The sequence below is a fragment of the Saccharophagus sp. K07 genome (assembly GCF_014336955.1).
Classification (GTDB): domain Bacteria; phylum Pseudomonadota; class Gammaproteobacteria; order Pseudomonadales; family Cellvibrionaceae; genus UBA5868.
Genome location: NZ_QRAI01000005.1, coordinates 173,676 through 193,870 on the forward strand (window position 1 = coordinate 173,676; position 20,195 = coordinate 193,870).

General features: G+C 50.7%; 13 protein-coding genes. 7 read left to right on the forward strand and 6 right to left on the reverse strand.

All coding sequences use genetic code 11. The features are described from left to right. The first annotated feature begins 12 nt into the window (after positions 1-12). Both DWB84_RS15330 and DWB84_RS15335 read left to right on the forward strand, forming a co-directional pair. On the forward strand, positions 13-405 hold the full coding sequence (locus DWB84_RS15330; RefSeq protein ID WP_187410685.1) for a hypothetical protein: 393 nt from the start codon (positions 13-15) through the stop codon (positions 403-405). Beyond that, positions 398-3,355, forward strand: coding sequence for a DUF6701 domain-containing protein (locus DWB84_RS15335; protein WP_187410686.1), 2,958 nt, complete (start codon positions 398-400; stop codon positions 3,353-3,355). The genes DWB84_RS15330 and DWB84_RS15335 overlap by 8 nt, the downstream gene beginning before the upstream one ends. On the opposite strand, the gene nadE is transcribed toward DWB84_RS15335, so the two are convergent. After that, entirely contained in the window at positions 3,352-5,235 is a 1,884-nt protein-coding gene (gene nadE / locus DWB84_RS15340) for an NAD(+) synthase (RefSeq protein ID WP_187410687.1), read from the reverse strand. The genes DWB84_RS15335 and nadE overlap by 4 nt on opposite strands. Positions 5,236-5,310: 75 nt before the next feature. Then, a complete protein-coding gene (locus DWB84_RS15345) occupies positions 5,311-6,879 on the reverse strand; it encodes an autotransporter domain-containing protein (protein WP_187410688.1) in 1,569 nt (522 codons plus the stop codon). Positions 6,880-7,102: 223 nt separating this feature from the next. Between DWB84_RS15345 and hrpA the strand changes: the two genes are divergently transcribed. The 3 genes from hrpA to DWB84_RS15360 all read left to right on the forward strand — a co-directional run bounded on the left by hrpA (position 7,103) and on the right by DWB84_RS15360 (position 14,610). After that, on the forward strand, positions 7,103-11,125 hold the full coding sequence (gene hrpA / locus DWB84_RS15350) for an ATP-dependent RNA helicase HrpA (protein WP_370589730.1): 4,023 nt from the start codon (positions 7,103-7,105) through the stop codon (positions 11,123-11,125). Between the two features lie 104 nt (positions 11,126-11,229). Further along, entirely contained in the window at positions 11,230-13,392 is a 2,163-nt protein-coding gene (locus DWB84_RS15355) for a hypothetical protein (protein WP_187410689.1), read from the forward strand. A 276-nt stretch (positions 13,393-13,668) separates the two neighbouring features. Further along, positions 13,669-14,610, forward strand: coding sequence for a porin (locus DWB84_RS15360; RefSeq protein WP_187410690.1), 942 nt, complete (start codon positions 13,669-13,671; stop codon positions 14,608-14,610). A 26-nt stretch (positions 14,611-14,636) separates the two neighbouring features. Here DWB84_RS15360 and DWB84_RS15365 read toward each other — a convergent pair whose 3' ends face one another. The 4 genes from DWB84_RS15365 to DWB84_RS15380 all read right to left on the reverse strand — a co-directional run bounded on the left by DWB84_RS15365 (position 14,637) and on the right by DWB84_RS15380 (position 18,075). After that, positions 14,637-15,422, reverse strand: coding sequence for a peptidylprolyl isomerase (locus DWB84_RS15365; protein ID WP_187410691.1), 786 nt, complete (start codon positions 15,420-15,422; stop codon positions 14,637-14,639). A gap of 181 nt (positions 15,423-15,603) precedes the next feature. Beyond that, positions 15,604-17,016: an RICIN domain-containing protein gene (locus DWB84_RS15370; RefSeq protein ID WP_187410692.1), complete on the reverse strand. Its 1,413-nt coding sequence runs from the start codon at positions 17,014-17,016 to the stop codon at positions 15,604-15,606. Positions 17,017-17,173: 157 nt separating this feature from the next. Next, the gene (locus tag DWB84_RS15375) at positions 17,174-17,428 is read right to left on the reverse strand and encodes a GNAT family N-acetyltransferase (protein ID WP_187410693.1); all 255 of its coding nucleotides are present in this window, start codon (positions 17,426-17,428) and stop codon (positions 17,174-17,176) included. 80 nt (positions 17,429-17,508) lie between these two features. Next, the gene (locus DWB84_RS15380; RefSeq protein ID WP_187410694.1) at positions 17,509-18,075 is read right to left on the reverse strand and encodes a nitroreductase; all 567 of its coding nucleotides are present in this window, start codon (positions 18,073-18,075) and stop codon (positions 17,509-17,511) included. A gap of 146 nt (positions 18,076-18,221) precedes the next feature. Here DWB84_RS15380 and gltX point away from each other — a divergent pair, with 146 nt between their 5' ends. Then, complete coding sequence (gene gltX / locus DWB84_RS15385) at positions 18,222-19,739, forward strand: glutamate--tRNA ligase (RefSeq protein ID WP_187410695.1); 1,518 nt, start codon at positions 18,222-18,224, stop codon at positions 19,737-19,739. Positions 19,740-19,744: 5 nt separating this feature from the next. Next, positions 19,745-20,191: a DUF1289 domain-containing protein gene (locus DWB84_RS15390; RefSeq protein ID WP_187410696.1), complete on the forward strand. Its 447-nt coding sequence runs from the start codon at positions 19,745-19,747 to the stop codon at positions 20,189-20,191. The last annotated feature ends 4 nt before the right edge of the window (positions 20,192-20,195 follow it).

The following is a 20,195-nucleotide window of genomic DNA, read 5'->3' on the forward strand; positions in this document are numbered from 1 at the left end:
CAAGGTTTTTTAATGCCGCTCGCACTGTTTATTTTGGTGGGTTTAGGTGCATTGGCGATAGCTATTAGTCGTTTAAGTGCAGGCCAGTTTTCCGCCGCTGTGCAGGAGAGTCTATCCGTCCAGGCGTTTTATGCCGCTGAAAGTGCGGCGCAAGTGGCCATGCATCAAATTCTGTTCAATACCGCGGATAAAGCGGGTGCCGATGGAAAATGTGCGGCGGCTAATGGCGATATCTTGACGTTCTCCGCTGCAGGATTAAATGCCTGTTCCGCGCAAATTGCCTGTTCAATTGCCTCAAGTGCCGGTGATACCGCCGGTATTTATCGGGTGGAGGCAACGGCGTCTTGCGGGCAAGGGCAATTGGCAGCGGAACGCAGAGTCATTACAGGGGTGCGCTATGAATAGGGTTTTCTGCGCACTGTTGATCGCTTGGCAATTGTTGGTCTGGAATGCCTATGCCGCTACCTGCGATTCCATTTTCTCTGCGGGGGTTCAGGCGCATTCCGCCAGTGGTTATCTGGAAATGAATATGCAGTCGCGGGTAATTGGCGGAAGCACGCTGCTAAATGTGCCCAGTATTATCGATAACGCCGGATACGGTTGGAAATCGTGTGGAGCTGTAAGTTGTTCCGCAACAGGCGGATTTAATGCACCCGTCAATTTGACGATCCCTGCTGGTACTGGCTCTGATGGCTCTATCAATATAGCGGCGGAAGCTACCGCAACCTACGGGGCGGGTCATTACGGAGATGTCAGTGTCGAGCAGCAAGGGACTTTGAATTTTTCCACGAGCGGTGGAAAGTACTACATGGGAAAATTAACGACTAATTGGCGATCAATAGTCAACTTTGCTCCAGGCGATTATTACATCAATGGTGATTTGAGTATTCACCGAGAAAACATCATAGGTATAACCGGTAATGGGCCGGTCAGAATTTTTGTTAATGGAAGTGTTACGGTTCAATTCGCAACCAATATCACGCATGGCCACCCGGAAAACTTATTGATTTTTGCCAAAAATACAATCTCGTTTGATGAGTCCGTAAGATTTTCCGGATTTCTCTATTCGCAAACGGGAGATGTTTTACTCGGTTTTATGGTCCAGGTAACCGGCGGAGTATCTGCTGCCGGCCGGATACATTTGAATAACCTCACTAGGATCAACTACACCGATTCAATTAATACCGCGGATTTCGGCTCTCTATGCAGTTTGACGCCCTCAATTAACGGTTGGAATATCAATACGGGTAATGGCGCGGCGAGTACCTGTAGCGATTTCCCGGTAACCATTAGCGCGCGCGATAGTAATAACAGCGTTCTGACGGGTTATACCGGAACCATAAACCTTTCAACGTCTTCCGGTCACGGCAAGTGGAAAAAATCCAACGGTGATGCATTTGGCGATTTAACAGCGTCAAGCAACGATAATGGTCAGGCGTCCTATACATTTACCGCAGCGGATCAAGGTGAAATTACTCTGTTGCTGGATAACCAGCACGCGGAAAATTTGCAGATCACCGTATCAGATGGAGGTGTCAACGCGATCTCCAATCCAGTTACATTTTCCGCTAATGCATTTGTAATCGAAACAGCGGATGCTGATGTCATCGCCGGACGCCCCCATTCTTTTACCGCAAAGCTGATGACCCAGGATATATCCTCGCCATCCAAGTCCTGTAGAGTGGCGGAGCTTTACAATAATGCCAATGTGAAAATGTGGCTGGTGCGGGATTCCGCAGATCCTGGCGGCGCGGCCCCTGCGATCACAGCTGGTGGGCAAACGTTTTATCCGCCCAATTCCACCCCGGCCAACGATAATATTCAGCTAGGTTTCAATTCCGGTATTGCAAATTTCACCTTGCTGGCATCAGATGTTGGCAAATATCGTCTCGCAATCAGTGACACGAGCGAGAATTTTTCGGATTCCCATATTCTCGGTCAATCCAATGTTTTGATAGCGCGGCCATTCGGGATAAATGTCGCTGTGACTGGAAATACGGGAGCAGTTGATAGCGGCGGTGCAAAATTTCGCGTAGCTGGGCATTCTTTTACGCTCACCGTAACCGCCGTTGGCTGGCAATCTGCCGACGATCAGAATAATGACGGTATTCCGGATGGCCACAATGACAATTCGCTGGGCAATAATGCCGACCTTGCAGATAATCCGCCTTTGGTGAGTTTTGGCAAGGAAAATCCCGCACAAGGTATTAGCGCCAATTCGGTTCTTATATCGCCAGCGGATGGAGAGAATCCAGGATTATCCGGGGGTAGTTTTACAGCTTTTACTGTTGGTACGGCGAGTTCGGCAGTTTCGTTTGGCGAAGTGGGTATTATTGAAATCGCTGCAAGCGTAGCTGGAGGGAATTATCTGGGTAGCACTGGAAGCAGCAAAATCATCGGCAAATCGGGCTATGTCGGGCGTTTTTATCCCGATCATTTCCGTTTGAGCGATTTATCTTTAACGCCCGCGTGCAGTTCCGTTTTGCCGTTTTCCTATTTGGATGAAACCTTTTCGTTCTCGGCGAAAATAACGCCTTACGGAGCACATGATTTGCCGTTGAAAAATTACAAAGACGGATTTAATAAATTTTCGACCGCCGACTTGCAATCGATGTTATCGGCCATTGATGAAGCCGGTTCTACGTTGCTGAGTGGTCGTATCACCAATGTATGGGCTGAACCCAGTTTGCAGGATGGTGTTCTGGCATTGGCGCCGCAGCTCAGTATTGCTCGCGCTGCAAATTTAGACGGCCCGTTTTCGTCGGTACGCATTGGCTTTAAACCGCTGGATTCGGATGGTGTCACTGTGCGTCTGGGCGATTTGGATTTGGATCTTAACAATGACGGAATAATGGATACGGTACGCGTCAATTCTGTACCGACCAGATTGCGTTATGGCCGTTTACGTCTTGACGATTCTTATGGGCCGGAAACGGCAGATCTTCCGGTGGTATTTCAGACCGAATACTGGAACGGTAGCCAATGGATAAAAAATCTCGACGATAGCTGCAGCACCATCCCTTTAAATAAAATTATCTATCCGGATGGCGCTATCCATATTTCCAGCAATCGAACTGCAAGTGTGGGCGGCGGTTCAACCACCGGGCGGTATGCATATCTCAATGCAACAACTGTTGGGTTTAATGCGGGCGATGCCGGGCACTATTTCACGGCGCCCGGAGCCGGTAATACCGGCAGTATTACGGTAAAGGTTGATTTAACAGACCTTCCCTGGTTGATGTTCGACTGGGATAACGATGGTGTCCCCGATGCACAACTGCCAGATGCGCAATTTTCCTTCGGCAATTATCGCGGTCACGACCGGGTTCTGTATTGGCTGGAAATGCTGCGTTAGTGCGATCCGCCTCCGAGAACTTGGCGTTTTAATTCCTGATAGCGCGTCGTCCAGCGCGGGCCCATCTGAGCTTCCCGGTGATCAAAGCCAAATGCACGCCGTTTAATGGCCAGCACCGGCGGAGCCTGAATGCGTTTCGCAATGGCCATGCCTTGATAGAGTTTCCACCAGCGCTCCAAATCCTCGATAAAACTTTGTGCGTCCGGGAAGAGAGTTTGAATATCACCCTGATAACCAATCTGCTGCGCCAGTTCGCCGTTGACATACCATTGCAAATTATCTTCCGGTGTTGCGCGTTGCCAGCGTTCCACCCAGCTGCGGAATAGGGCGTCGTGATAGGGGTAGAAGAGGGGATCGCCCTGATCTTTATCCACATTTTGCTGTGCGCTTAATTCAGCGGACGGTTTGATTTTGATGGTGCCCGCTGGAATCACTTCGCGCTGATAAATTTCTTCGTTTAAAAATTTCGCCAGAGCGTAGACTTCGCCTTTCCAGAGATCGGCGAGATTAGCGAGAAATCCGCCGAGATCACCGTAAAGTGTCGAATAGCCGACCGTCATTTCGGATTTGTTGGCATTGCAGGTAAAGGCGCCGCCGAAAGCAGCGGCAACGCCGGCAAGAATGCGCGACGAGCGGTCGCGCGCCTGAATATTTTCTTTTACAAAGTCGGATACCTGGAGTTTCAATTTGCCCGCGCTGTAATTGAATTCCGCATTTTTCAGTTGTGCGATGGTGGTATCCACGGCGGGCTGGATGGGAATTTCCGTATAAGGACAGTCGAGATTTTCCGCTAGAGCCCGACCTAGATTGCGCGTGGTAGTAGAGGTAAAGGGACCAGGCATATTCACCAACAATAAATTCTCTGCTGGCAGAATCGTGCGATACAGCGCTGCTGCGACGGCGGAATCAATGCCACCGGATACCCCAATCACCACTTTGCGCACACCGATGCGCTCCATAAATTTGCGCGTGCCGTATTGAATCGCCGTAAATTGCTGCGCGGTGGAATCTTCTATCCAATTATTGGGAACTGCCTTTGACGTATTGGTGGTTTTGATATCCAGTTCGAGAGTAACGGCCTCTTCCTGAAAAGATTTGGCTTGCGTGAGGATGTGGCCATCCCTGTTGTATACACAGCTCGCCCCGTCGAGGGTAAACAGGGTTTTACCGTTATCCTGCAGACCGCATGCGTTTACATAAGCCAGCGGCAACTGATATTTGCGCGCCTTTGCGGAAAAAACTCGGTTGCGTTTGTGATTTTTGTTGAAGGTGTAAGGCGAGTTGCTGATATTAACCAGCAATTCCGCACCTTTTTGCGCGAGAATCGCAAGTGGCGAAATATTGTAATCCTCGTCCCAGCCGTCTTCGCACAGAATGCAACCCAATTTGCCCAAGCGGCTCGGCACGGGCTGGATCAAATCTTCTAACTGCAACTGACGTTCGTAAGCCAGTTTGCGCGGATCGTAAAAATAGCGGTTATCGTCGAATTCGCGATAATTCGGCATCAAGGTTTTGATAAAAAACGGTTGCTGGGTAACTGGGTGGGAAATAAACCGACCCTGTTCGGCAACGAACAGCGCGTTGTATTTGCGCGCTCGACCATCTTCATTTTTGCTATCCCATTCCACCGCGATATTGCCGAATACGACGGTAATGTTTTGGCTCGCCTGAGCAATTTTTTCTCCCCAATATTCACACTCGCGCAAAAAAGCGTAGCGCTCCCATTCATCGCCGAGCAGATAACCGGGTACTGCCATTTCCGGCAGTATCAATAAATCAACCCCGTCGTGCTGAGCGGCTTTAATCTGAGAGAGTATGGCTTGGCCATTTTGATCGGGTTGGCCAGGTATGACATCGAGCTGAATAAGGCGAATTTTCATTGTCGTGTCCTTAAGATGCAAAAAGGGCGCATTGAGCGCCCTTTTATGGTTGATCGCTGTGGCTATTCTGCCGTCTTAAAACTCCATGCGGAAGCCTGCATAGAATTGGGTAGAGGAAAAGTCATCGTAGCCAAACGTTTTGCGGAAGCCTGCGTAAGCGCTGGTGCCGCGCGGCAATACGGTGCTGAAGCCGAGTCCCAATTGGTAATACAGCGAGTCCGGATCCTCCGCTTCCAGGGCAAACAACACAGTGTCACCCGGCGCAAATGCGAAGCTACCGGTCATTAATTCCTGGTCGGTGTTCACATCAGCAACCAGGTTGAAGTCCAGGTTAGGGATTATTACGCCCCAACTGGTGGTAATGGCATAGGTGCTTTGTACACCGGCTTCAAACACCCAGCGGTCGATGGATTGGTCACCGAGAATGACTTCCCAACCGCCAGCGCCGTTATCTGCGTAACCTTTGATTTCCGCGCTGGAGAAATTCAAGCGCGCGCGCGGAGAAAACGACCAGGCGTTAACAGACCAAAGGTACTGCGCCTGGGTGCTGGCAAAGAATTCTTTGCCACTGGTTTCACCTTTCGTTTTCGCAGAAAAAGCATCTTCACCGGAACCATATTGGATGTAGCGGGAGATATCGATCTCGCTGCTGGAATAACCGAGCTGCACATCAAAGGAGAAATTGCCGCTGTTGAAGGTGGTGTAGCCGATAAAGGTGAAAATATCGGCTGATACATCACCGCCGTTGTTTTTATAGTCCAGATCGTTGCCGGTCCAACCGCCAGCGGCGCCGATAAACCAATCTTTGGACAGTGCATAGTCTGCGCCGAGCGTGATGGCATTGGATTTGTAGTCAAAGCCGGCTTCTGCATCGGTACGGTCTTTCTCCGCGTCTTCCAGCTGCACGCTGCCAAACAAACCAAAGCGGCTGAATAGGCCGTCACCGGCGGCGCCGCCATAAGGCGTGGTGCCCCAGGTCAAGCGATTGCGTGAAGCGGTGGCAATACCTTGGCTCAATTGCGAGAGACGCGCGCCAACAACATCGGCTTGAAGTTTTGAGGCATTGGTGCCTAGGCGCTTGAGAGCAAGGGTTTCTTCCGGAGTGATTTGTTGAATGGCTTCTGCGGCCTCGCTGTCGGAAAGTTTGGACAGTCCTTCACAACGCAGTTGCAGATTGCGGGTGCCAGGGCTGGCACCTTCAAGGTTGCGGTCCGCCAGTTCAGCGCAGATCAGATCCAGCGCTTGTGCGACGCTATAAGTGTTTTTATTTTGGGCTATGCCGCTATAGATGTTGGGACTCACCAGAATTTCTACCAAGCCTTCTGCCGTTTCTTCCTGTGAATCGATCACCGTGTAATAAAAGATGATCTTCTCAGGCTCGACGCTACCGACGCCTGGATTTGGAACCACCTGGATGCCGCCGTCGCTATTGACCGTAACTGTGGCGTTATCAGTCTCCATGCGAACTTCGGGAAGGACTGTCAGACTGCCACCATCAGGATCCGTATCGTTGGCCAGCACGTTCATCGTATAGGTCGTTCCGGCACGAATTGTTCGGATATCGGTGTTTGCGATGGGCGCTGCAGCGTGTACCAGTGGAGAAGCGAAGAGTAAAGCGGCTGGAAGTAAGTAGCGAATGTCCATAAACGTTCCTTGCTGTAGTTGAATGCCATGCCCGCGTTGATCAAGCGAGTCCTGGCTCCGGGTAAAAATAGGGCGGGATTATAGAATGATTTGCGTAGCGTAACTAGAAGCTAGCGCAAAAACGCCTGCGTTTGGCATTTTGGCTACTAGGCGCTTGGTCTGCGCCCCTATTATCCGGGCGACCCTTCCGGGCGGTCCGATCTTAATCCTAGGGGCGTTTAGTTTGGCGGTTTGGCGCCCCTGCGGGCATAATGCGCACCTTTCGTTTGCCAGCAATACATTGACCATGCAGGAAAACCACATTTTCCCCGCCACTTCCGCCGAACTGGAGCAAGCTCTTGCGGAAACCCTGTTGATGCACCGGCCCCGGCTGCGCAAGCTCTGGCGCATAGGTCAAGAGGCAAACACGGAAGAAAACCTCGCCCAGGTCAAGCAAAAATTCTTCGCTTTGCTCAGCGAATCCCAAGCCATTGTGCAGACCAAAAAACAAAATCTGCCGACGGTGGAATTTCCGCAGGAATTGCCCGTCAGTGCGCGCCGCGATGAAATTGCCGATGCCTTGCGCGAGCATCAAGTGGTCATTCTGGCGGGGGAAACCGGGTCCGGTAAAACCACCCAATTGCCGAAAATTTGCCTGGATATAGGCCGGGGAATTCTGGGCCAGATCGGCCATACCCAGCCCCGTCGTATTGCGGCCAGTACCGTGGCCAATCGGATCTCCGAAGAATTAAAAGTGGCGCTCGGCACAGCGGTGGGATTTCAGGTGCGCTTTACCGACCAGTCGCTGCCAACCTCGCATATCAAATTGATGACCGACGGTATTTTGCTGGCGGAAATTCAAAACGATCCTCTGCTTTTGCGCTACGACACTCTGATTATTGATGAGGCGCACGAGCGCAGCCTGAATATCGATTTTTTGCTGGGATACATCAAACAGATTTTGCCCAAGCGTCCCGATCTGAAAGTGATCATCACGTCGGCGACCATCGATTTGCAGCGTTTTTCCCGCCATTTTAACGATGCGCCAATTCTGGAAATTTCCGGGCGTACTTACCCGGTGGAAATTTTGTATCGCCCCTGGGCAGGTGAGTTGGAAGATCAGAGTGAAGCCATTATTCAGGCGATCGAAGAAATTCTCACTCTGCCCAACAGCAGCAATGGCGATATTCTGGTGTTTCTGCCGGGCGAGCGAGAAATTCGCGAAACCGCCTTGGCGATTCGCAAACGCGAATTTGCCCATCTGGAAGTATTGCCTTTGTATGCGCGCTTGAGTCTCGCTGAGCAGAGCCGCGTATTTCAGAGCCATAGAGGACGCCGCGTGGTTTTGGCAACCAACGTGGCGGAAACTTCGATTACCGTGCCGGGGATTGGCTACGTCATTGATCCGGGCTATGCGCGTATCAGTCGTTACAGCGTGCGCACCAAAGTCCAGCGTTTGCCGATCGAACCTATTTCGCAGGCGAGCGCCAATCAACGCGCGGGTCGTTGCGGACGGGTGAGCAACGGCGTTTGTATTCGCCTGTATTCTGAAGAAGATTTTATTCAACGTCCGGAATTTACCGATGCGGAAATTTTGCGTACCAACCTGGCATCGGTGGTATTGCAAATGCTGCATTTGGGTATCGGCGATATTCGCAAATTTCCCTTTGTCGAAGCGCCGGATTCCAAATTTATCAGCGACGGTTATCGCCTGCTGGAAGAATTGCAGGCGGTTACACCCAAAGGTCAATTGACGCCGCTGGGCCGCCAGATCGCCAGTTTGCCCCTCGACCCGCGCATCGCCCGCATGATTCTGGAAGCCCACAAGCTCGGCTCTTTACGGGAAGTATTGATTATCGCCGCTGCGTTGACGGTGCAGGATCCGCGCGAACGTCCTGCCGATAAACAACAGGCTGCAGATGAAAAACATCGGCGCTTTTGGGATGAAAATTCGGATTTTCTTGCCTATTTGAATTTGTGGAATTACGCGGAGCAGCAGCGCCAGGATTTATCGCAAAATCAGTGGCGCAAACAAAGTGCGAAGGAATTTTTATCGCATCTGCGTCTGCGCGAATGGCGTGAACTCCACCATCAAATCCGCGTGTCGTGTAAGCCTCTCGGCTTGAAAGAAAATCAGGAACCTGCGTCCTACGCCGCCGTGCATAAAGCCTTGTTGTCGGGTTTGCTCGGCAATATAGGTGTAAAAAATGAAGAACCGGGTGAGCTGCAATATCAAGGCGCGCGCAATCGAAAATTTTCTATTTTCCCAGGTTCATCGCAGTTCAAGAAAAAACCGCGTTGGATAATGGCGGCTGAATTATTGGAAACCTCCAAATTATTTGCCCACTGCGTCGCCAAAATCGAACCCGAATGGATTTTGGAATTGGCGCAGCATTTATTGCGTCATCACTATTACGAGCCGCACTACAACAGCAAAAGCGGGCAGGTTTTGGCTTACGACCGCATTACTTTGTTTGGCCTGACATTGGCGGACAAAAAAACAGTCAATTACAGTCAGATCAATGCAGCGGAGGCGCGGGAAGTATTTATTCGCTCGGCGTTGGTTGAGGGCGGTTACGGTCAACATCCGAGCCGTGCGTCGCGCGGACGTCAGGCAAATCGAACACCACAGCGCGAGCAAGAAAAAGACGATTTTTTTCTCTACAACCAGAAACAAGTCGCTGCGGTACACGATCTGGAAGCCAAATCCCGCCGCAAAGATATTATGGTGGACGACGAGGTTATTTATCGTTTTTACGACGAGCGTATTCCAGCTCATGTGGTGAATTTCGCGGGATTTGAACACTGGCGCAAACAGGCGGAAAAAAAGCAGCCGGATTTATTGTGGATTCCGCGCGATTTGCTGATGCAGCACGGCGCCGCTGGAATTACGGAAGCGCAATTTCCGGATTCCATGTCGTTGGAAGGCATGATCCTGCCGCTGACCTATCATTTTGAACCGGGTCATCCGGATGACGGCGTGAGCATTGGTATTCCCGCCAGCGTATTGCACACAGTGCCCGAACATCGCCTGGAATGGTTGGTGCCGGGATTTTTGCGCGATAAATGCATTGCGCTGGTGAAAAGCCTGCCCAAACAGTGGCGCAAACAATTCGTCCCTGTGCCGCATTATGTGGATCAAATCATCGGCAGACTCAAGCCCGGTAATCAGCCTCTGTTGCAGTCTTTGCAACATGAGTTGGAGCGGCTGCTGGGCAAACCTATGCCGAAGGATATATGGCAGGAAGTCGAGCTTGATCCGTTTTATCGCATGAATATCCACGTATTGGACGAGCGCAATAAAATTCTGGATCGCGGTCGGGATCTGGCGGAATTGCGCGAGCGCTATCGCGGCCATGTGCAAAATACCTTGCAAAAAGTAGGGGAGAGCATAGAACGCGATGCGATTACTGAATGGAATTTTGGCGCGCTGGAAACCTCATGCACCTTGAAACGCGGCGCCATGCAGGTGCGAGCCTTTCCTGCTCTGGTGGTGGAAGGGCAATCAGTGGCTTTGCGTCTATTGGATAACCCGTTGGAGGCTGAGCAGACCAGTGTCAAAGGGGTGGTTGCTTTGCTTATGATGCAACTCGGAACCACCATCAAATATCTGCAAAAAGAATTGTTGCGCAACAAAGATATGGCGCTGAGCGTGATGAACCTCGGCAAGCGGGAAGAGGTGGTGCAGGACATGCTGCAGGGTGTGGTTTATCGTGCATGTCTCGAAGGTCATCCATTGCCGCGCGATGCAGATGCTTTTGCCAAAGCTTTATCACGCGGAAAAAACAATGTGGTGCCGCTCGCCAATGAATTGGAAAAATGGCTACTGCAGGTACTGGATGGAACCGTACAAATCAAAAAGAAAATGAAGAGCAATCCCAATGGTTTGATGCTGGCGGCGACATTTTCCGATATTCAGCATCAGCTCGACCAATTGATTTATCGCGGTTTTATTTCCGATGCCCCGTGGGAATGGCTGGAGCAATATCCGCGCTATTTGAAAGCCATTGGCGTGCGCCTGGAAAAAGCACCTATGGATATCAGCCGCGATAAGAGCAACACCCGCTTGTTGCAGGCTTATTGGGAAAAACATCAGGCGCGCCTGCAGAAAGATGGCATAGCGGTTTATCGCCAGAACGGGCTTTGGCAGCAGTATCGTTGGATGCTGGAAGAGTTGCGGGTATCGCTGTTCGCTCAAACCCTCAAAACCCGCCTGCCGGTTTCCGAGAAACGTTTAGACAAGCTATGGCAGGAGAGCCTAGCCTAGTTTGGCGCGGATATTTGCGTGGCACATTATGCATCCGCTCCTAATGGCAATTGGCAATCGTGAGGATTATGATTGCCGGGCCTTTCTACAATAAGGACACATCCATGAGCAAATCTTATCCTTGGCTATTTACCCGAATTGGTGGCTTTGATCAGGTGCTTCTGCGCACTGGTGAAGATCTGCGTCATCTCGACGAGTTGGATCCAAAGCTGTGGGCTGCCCTGGCTTGTCCAGTAAAAGGATTATTCTTCGACGAAAAAACCTTGCAGTTGATCGATGTCGATAACGATGGTCGAGTACGGGTTCCCGAAGTGATCAAAGCCGTTAAATGGGCGGTCGATTGCCTGAAAAATCCGGATTTGTTGCTGCAACCCGCCGCGGAAATTTCGCTGGCGGATATAAATGACGCTACTCCAGACGGCGCAACCATTCTGAACAGCGCCCGAACTATGCTGCATATTCTCGGCAAGTCTGACGCTGGCGTTATCACTCTCGCGGATGCCGAGGCTCAACAAACGGCATTGGTGGCGGCCCCCCTCAATGGCGACGGTATCATCCTCGCCGATTCCGCTTCCAACGACGAACTAAAAACCCTTATCAATGAAATCCTCGCGGCATTCCCTGGCGTGGTAGACGCTTCCGGCAAGCCCGGAATTGACCTGGCGACCGTGGAACAATTTTTTGCCGCGTGCCAAGCCCGCGCGGCTTGGCTGGATCAAGCCCAAAGCGATTGGTTGGAGGCGGTAGATTACACTGCAGGTTATGAAGCCCTGGCTGCAGTACGCGCTAAAATTGATGACTTTTTCAGCCGTTGCCGCGCCACACAGTTTGATGCCCGCGCCATTGAATTGCTCAATCAGCCTGCCGAGGCCTGGACCAATCTGACCGGCGAAAAAATCTCCGCTGACTGCCACGAATTTGCGAATTTCCCTCTGGCCAAAATCTCCCAAGACGCTTTATTGCCATTGGAAAAAGGCATCAACCCCGCTTGGGATGCGGCGATCCGCAACTTTAAAACCAAAGTCGTTTCCCTTTTGATTGGCGAAAAAACAACGCTGAGTTTTGACGACTGGAACGAAATCAAACAGCGCTTCGATGCGTATCAAGCATGGTTGAACAGTGAGGCAGGTAAAGAAGTTGCAGCGCTCAGCCCCGCGCGTATTCGCCAAATTCTGCAAAACGGCAAGAAAGCCGAATTGGAAGATTTGGTTAAGCAGGATCTCGCTGTGCAGCCGCAAGTTCAGGCATTTGCTTCAGTAGAAAAATTGCTGAGACTGCGTTTGCATCTGAAAACCCTGCTGCAAAACTTCGTCAATTTCACCGATTTTTATTCCAACGACAATCGTGCAGTGTTTGAAGCTGGAACCCTGTTCCTCGACGGGCGTGCGTGCGATCTCTGTATCGAAGTACATGATGCCGCCAAACACGCAGCGCTGGCCGGTTTGAGCAAATGCTTCCTGGCTTATTGCGACTGCACCAGACCCGACGGTCAGACAAAATCCATTGTGGCGGCCTTTACCAGTGGTGACTCGGATTATTTGTTGGTAGGGCGCAATGGTGTTTTCTACGATCGCGCTGGTCGAGACTGGGATGCCACTATCACCAAACTGATCGAAAACCCCATCAGCATTCCGCAGGCGTTTTTCTCTCCGTATAAGCGACTGATTCGTTTTATCGAGGAGCGCGCAGCAAAAAGCGCGAGTGCGGCGGAAGCCTCCAGCCAGACCCTGCTGGAAAGCGCCACAGAAAAAACGCTCACGACTGATCCTAAAACCGCTCCGGCCGCCAAGCCGAAATTCGATTTGAGCATGATTGCCGCAATGGGCGTCGCCGTAGGTGGTATCACCACAGCACTAGGTCTGTTACTGCAGTCGTTTTTCGGACTGGGTTGGTTGATGCCGTTGGGACTTATTGGTTTGTTGCTGTTGATCAGCGGTCCGTCCGTATTTATAGCCTGGCTCAAATTGCGTCAACGTAACCTCGGCCCAATTCTCGACGCATCCGGTTGGGCGGTGAATGGTCAAGTTCGAATCAACGTGCCTTTCGGCGGCAAACTAACCGAAGTTGCCAAACTGCCCCCCGGTTCAAAACGCAACCTTATCGACCCCTATGCGGAAAAGAAAACCCCTTGGGGATGGTGGCTCGTGCTGGCATTGGTGGTGGTTGGCCTTGCGGTTGGCGGTTGGTGCCTGTGGACCGGTAAATGTCCTTGGTTTAAATCACCAGTAGTTATCACCGCGCCTGTGGAACCGCCGGCAGAAGGCTAGTGATGAAGGAATAAAAATGGCCGCATATGCGGCCAATTTTATTTTTGGCGTTTGCGCAATTATCTTTCGAGTTTATAACAATCTTCCGCTTTTATCGGCGATGACTCGATCAAATGAGTAATCAGATTGGGCCTTGAGTGTTCCCTGTGACTACGTCATCCTAAATCCGCATCGCTAAAGCTTGTCACATCTCTGACATATTTCCTTTTTATAGTGCGCCTCGTTGTCATTTTAAATTCAGAAAATGACACTTTATTTGGCTATTGGGGAGCTTCTATGAAAAAGAAAATCGGCTTTTATACGGCGTTTGCCGCCATTTTTCCTTTAAACGCGCTGGCAGATATTACGCTTTATGGCAAAGCCAATGTATCGCTGGAATCTGTGGATGAGGGAGAAAAGTCTATTATTGCGCTAGAAAGTAATGCGTCCCGCCTTGGGTTTAAGGGGGCTGAAACTATCAGCGATGGACTGGATGTTATTTACCAAATGGAATATGAAACCAATTTTGACGACAATGCTGGTAATCCTTTTCGACAGAGAAATATCTTTGTTGGCTTGAAAGGAGGATTTGGTCAAATTATTGGAGGTCACTTTGATACGCCACTAAAGAATGCGCAGAATAAAGTCGATTTGTTTAATGATTTGCGCGGGGATATTAAGAATTTTATAACGCCTAACGACAATCGAGAAAATAATTCGGTGATGTACTCATCCCCCTCGTGGAACGGATTTGCTGCGAACCTGGCTTATATCGCGAGCGAGGCAGAGGAAGTAGATGATGGCAAATCACTGTCGCTGACCTATACAACAAATGGGTTGTACGTCGCTCTGGCATTTGATCAGGATGTCGAAGCGGAAAATGCTGAGGCGCTGCGAGCTGTAGTTCAATACACAATCTCGTTGCTGCAACTGGGATTCCTCTATGAACAATATGAAGAGGATGGGGCTGATAGTGAAGATGCCTGGGTGGTGTCCGCGCTCTACAATTTCAATGATCGCTGGGCTTTGAAAGGTCAGTATGGCCAATCCAGTATTGCGTTTGGGTACAGCAGCGGTTTGGTAACGGATGATAATGAATCTATAAGCGTTGGTGTTGATTACAAAATAAATAAAAACGTCCTTGCCTACGGTTTTTATACTTCCATATCTGCGGAAAATGGCAGCGTGGAAGTGGTGGATAATGATTATTTTGGACTGGGTCTGGAATTGCGCTTTTAAAAAAGGGGGAGCAACGCTCCCCAATTTTATTTTGCAATTAATCGCCTTGTCGCTGCACATGCCAGGGCAATCAAAAGCAACTCTCCGCCAGGTGCTCCGCCTTTTTTCTTTTTCCCGGAACTTTGTTTTACCGCAAATACAGGCTTTAAGTCCGCAGCGGTATGAGGATCGTCATCAACGACAGTAATACGATGAATCATCACGCGGTGTTCGTCGGTGATGGGGACATTGTTCCTGTAATCTTCTGCGGTGTAATTAAGTACCGGCATATGGGTAAATGCACCGCCCGGGCTCACTATGGATAGCTTGTTGATTTCATCCAGTATTTCTAACCCTTCTTCGGATACTTGACCAAAAACGGTAAATCCACCGTTTTGATAATCCAGATTGGCGCTATTGTTGGTGAGATTGAAAAACCATTCTGATGTCGCGCTGTTGGGGTTGTTCGCAACTTTCGCCATAGCGATAGTGCCGCGGCGATTGGACAATACCGGTTCGTTTACAACAGATTTGTTTTTTTCGATATGTGGTGTCAGGCGAATTTTATCTGGTATAGCGAGATCAGGATCGTATGCAAATCCTCCGCCTTGTATAACAAAATCTTTGGCTAATCGATGGATAAATGTATTGTCGTAGGATCCATCTTCGACGTAATTAAGGAAGTTTTCCACTGTTGCAGGCGTGTGCATGTCAAATAGATTGACTTCAAAATTCCCTACGTTGGTTTCGAATAAAACAATAGTGGCCTGGGCTGTGTGGGCTAGCGCTAAAAGTCCGCTAATTAAGGAAATTTTTAAAAATTTGAATCGCATGGTGTAATTCGCGCCTTATAGTTGATGACGCAGAGACTATGCCAAAGGCATGGCGCGAAATTCGTAAAGAAATGTATGTAAATTTGTAAAAAAATGTATGCGACTGGAAAGAAGTTCGGTTTGGGCTTAAAAAGCGGAAAAATGCAAAAAGAAAGAGGGGCAATAGCCCCTCGGTAAATACTTACTGATATACGCGTACGTAATCAATTTCATAAATGGCGGGGAATGTGGTTTGTGCGGGATTGCCGCCATTGTTTCCGCCAATTGCCAAGTTGATCAGGATATACATAGGTTTGTTGCGAAACGGATTGCTGCCGTCCGGATTGATGGTTTGGTTGGTGTTGGTGATATTCATCAACACATCATCAACGTAAAGCCGTATGGATTGTGCATCCCAGTCCGCCCGCCAAGTGTGAAAACGCGATTCCCAATCCGGATGCTGATAGCGCAGTGCTTCCAGTGAGCGAGTGGATGCATCCCAGGCCGCTGACCAGGCATCGCTGTTATTGGCTTTCCAGGCGACGTTGGCGAGAATTTTATTTTGGTAATACTCCATGATGTCGATTTCGCCATTTTCCGGCCATTTACCGTTGCCGAGCATCCAGAACGCGGGCCACATACCCGCGCGTGTATCTATGCGCGCACGTATTTCAAAACGTCCATAGGTCCAGCTCACTTTGTCGCGGGTGTGCAGGCTAGCAGAGGTGTAAGACGCGCCCATGTAATTTTCGCGGCGGGCGATGATTTTGAGGGTACCGTTGGAAATGTTGACGTTCTCAGGTCGCGCGACGGTGTAATACTGAGCTTCATTATTGCGCACCAGACCTTGTTCGTAGCTCCAGTAGGCAGTATCGGGCATGCCGCTGCCATTAAATTCATCGGACCACACCAATTGATACTGTTTTTGTCCTGGCACTTGTTCGAACCGCCATTGCTGATTGGGCGTTCCCTGATAAGTGCGCTGCCGAATATCTCCGCCGTTGGCCGTGCTGCTATTGACCACTTCCACGGCCTTGCCGCTGAGTCGCGACGTGATCCGCACATAGCCATCGCCAACGCTCTCAATGCGCCACTGCTGATGAGGCTCGCCCAAATAACTGTATTGGCGGATATCAACGCCGTCTGCTGTGCCGCGGTCCCATACATCCAATGACTTGCCGCTGTGGTAGGGCATAAGGGCGTAGTAGCCGTTTTGCAGATCCACCACCTCAAATTGCTGATTGGCTTTACCGGTAAATGACCATTGAATGAGGTTTGCGCCGTTCTCGCTGCTTTCATCCGAGATATCCATCGGCAGCCCGCTCAAGCGGTTGTAAATGAAATAACGGCCGGTGGCTATAGGGCCGCTGCCGGAGGATGAACTGCTGCTGGAAGATGAACTGCTGGAAGACGAACTCGAAGAGCTGCTGGAGCTGGACGAAGAACTGGAACTCGATGAATTAGATGAAGATGAACTAGATGAAGATGAGCTTGATGAGGAGGAGCTGGATGAGGAACTGCTGGAACCGCCTCCGCAAGCGACTAATGCGCTGCTGAGAACAGCGATAAGTCCCGCATAAAAAATACGATAAAAAAATCCGCGAGCTAAACGCATAGTTTCCATCACCGAGTTTTGATTATTTGCGGGAAATTATGCGCTATATGACTATATGGAAGGCGCGAACCTTGTGGCAAATTCCATATGCGGATTCGCCAATTTGTCGCGCTTGAGCGGATTTTATTTTTTGTCTTGTTGACTATTTGTAAAGAGTTTACCCGTGTCGCAAGAATTTATCTGCGTACCAACAACTCGCCTGTATGTCGTACCCCTGTTCTTTCGCCCAGGCCAGCCCATGGCGGACCAATCGCTCAGCGTGGCCCTTGCCGCGGAATTGCGGCGGAACATAAGTACTGACAAAGTCCAAAGTATTGCCATTCACTCGATATTCCAGCACCGCTTGTTGGTCCTCGATGCTTAAAACAAAGCGCTGGTTTTGTTTGTCGTGCTCGATGTGTGTGGCCGTCATAAATACTCCGCCTGCGCTTGTTAATTTTTCGATGGATCAATCTATAGAACGCGTACAAATCGTCGCGTTCATTTATTGATTTACTGCCCCCAATAACTCACGCGCTCTTCCAGGCTGGGACGCACACGTTCTTCCGGTTTTTCCGCGAAGCTGCCGATATAAATAAATCCAGCAACGCGGTGGTGCGGTTCCATATTGAGTAAATTTTTGACTTTGTCGTTATAGCTATACCACTCGGTCAACCATTGCGCGCCGAAGCCCATGGTGTGGGCGGCGATCAAAATATTCTGGCAGGCGGCGCCAGCGGATAAGACCTGCTCCCATTCCGGAACTTTGACGTGCGGTCCTGCCGTGGAAATAACCGCGATAACCAAAGGTGCGCGCAACAAAAGGCTTTTTTGCAGCTCCAAAGCTTTTTCCGGTGCATCGGGATTTTCCGCCTGATAAATCGCCGCCAATTCACGCCCGAACGCCGCGCGCGCATCGCCTTGGAAAATAACGAATCTCCAGGGACCAATTTTGCCGTGGTCCGGTACGCGATGTGCCGCCCGGAGAAGAGTCTGCAATTGTTCAGGGGATGGGCCGGGTTCGCACATGTCTTTGGAGGAAACGGAACGGCGGGTGAGAATGATATCGAGCAGACTCATGAAAACTCCTGGAAAGCTGAGAGCAGGCTTAAAAATAGCCGGCCAGCATACTCTTTGCGAATCGCTCGCTCAATCAGTTGGCGCTGCGCTCGCGGAGGGCATTGGGTATATAATGCCGCCCTTTGTCTGACAGCCTTGGAGTCGCAATGACTGTTCGTACCCGTATTGCTCCGTCACCCACCGGTGATCCCCACGTTGGCACTGCCTATATCGCCTTGTTCAACTACTGTTTCGCTCGCCAGCACGGAGGCCAATTCCTGCTGCGTATCGAGGACACAGACCAGGTGCGCTCCACCGCGCGCTCGGAACAGGCTATTTTGGAGTCACTGCGTTGGCTGGGTCTGGAGTGGGATGAGGGACCGGACGTCGGCGGCCCGCACGGACCTTATCGCCAGAGCGAGCGCCGAGAGATTTACGCGAAGTACGCAGAACAATTGCTGGAATCCGGCCACGCCTTCCGTTGCTATCGCACTGCTGCGGAGCTGGATGAGCTGCGCGAAGCGCGCAAAGCCCAGGGTTTGCATACGGCGCTCAAGCCGAGCGATCTGATATTGCCGGACGACGAAATTGCCCGCCGCGAAGCCGCAGGCGCGCCATACGTGGTGCGCATGAAGGTTCCGGAAGGCTCAGGGCCTTGCCCGGTGCCGGATCTGCTGCGCGGTACTATCGAATTGGACTGGAGCCAGGTCGACGCCCAGATTCTGCTGAAATCCGACGGCATGCCGACCTACCACTTGGCGAACGTGGTGGACGACCACCTGATGGGTATCACCCACGTTATCCGTGGGGAAGAGTGGATCAACTCGGCGCCAAAACATTTGTTGTTGTATCAATATTTCGGCTGGGAAGCGCCGGTTCTGTGCCATTTGCCGCTGCTGCGCAACCCGGATAAAAGCAAGCTCAGCAAACGCAAAAACCCCACCAGCATTCTGTACTACCAGCGCATGGGCTATTTGCCGGAAGCGCTGTTGAACTATCTCGGCCGCATGGGCTGGTCTATGCCGGACGAGCGGGAAAAATTCTCCCTCGCCGATATGCAGGCCAATTTTGATATCAAACGTGTATCCCTCGGCGGCCCTATTTTCGATATCGAAAAATTGAACTGGCTGAATGGTTTGTGGATTCGCGAAAATTTCAATGCGGAAGCGTTGGCGGACCGTCTGCAGCAATGGGCGTTAAATCGCGAAAATCTGCTCGCGGTTATTCCCCATGCGCAGCGGCGTATCAACACCTTGAGCGACTTTATGCCGTTGGTGGGCTTTCTGTTGGCGGGCCACTTGCCGTTGACGCCTGACCATTTCAAAGATCTGAAAACGGATGCGGATACTACGGTAAAAATCCTGCAATTCTGCATCTGGCGTTTCGAAAGCTTGCGCGATTGGAACAAGGAGTTGCTGTTTAGCGAAATGAAATCCATTGCCGATGCTCTGAGCATCAAAATGAAAGATTTTGTTGCACCTATCTTTGTTGCAGTAGCGGGTACTACATCATCCATTTCCGTTACGGATTCCATGGAATTACTCGGTTCCGATATGACGCGTGCGCGCCTGCGTCATGCCTTGGATCTGTTGGGCGGCGTCGGCAATAAAGCGGCGAAAAAGCTGGAAAAGGAATATCAGGCATTGGGCAGCGGCGCGGGTGGTGAAGCTGAGGGAGATAATTAATCCTCATGCTGACCCGCATCCGAACTCCTTGCATAGGCGTTTGTTCCACCGGTATTGGCGACAATGTTTGCCGCGGCTGCAAACGTTTTGCCCATGAGGTGATTGGCTGGAACAGCTATACCGATGCTGAGCGTGAAGCGATCATGCAGCGGATAGAATCTTTGCTGACGCAAGTGGTGGAAAACCATATTCGTGTGGTCGATGAAAAAAAACTGCACGAACAAATGGAATTGCAACGGGTTCGGATGTATCCCGGATTAAATATCTATTGCCAGGCGTTTGAAGCCATCCGCGCGTTTGGCGGAAAACTTAAGGAGCTGGAGTGGATCGGTTGTGAAGCGCAATTGCCATATCGCACCTGGTCGGTGGCAGAGCTGAAAAAAGCGATCGACGATGCTTTTTTTGAGCTTTCTCGTGCTCACTACGAACGTTATTTTTCGGTATTTGGCTGATCTA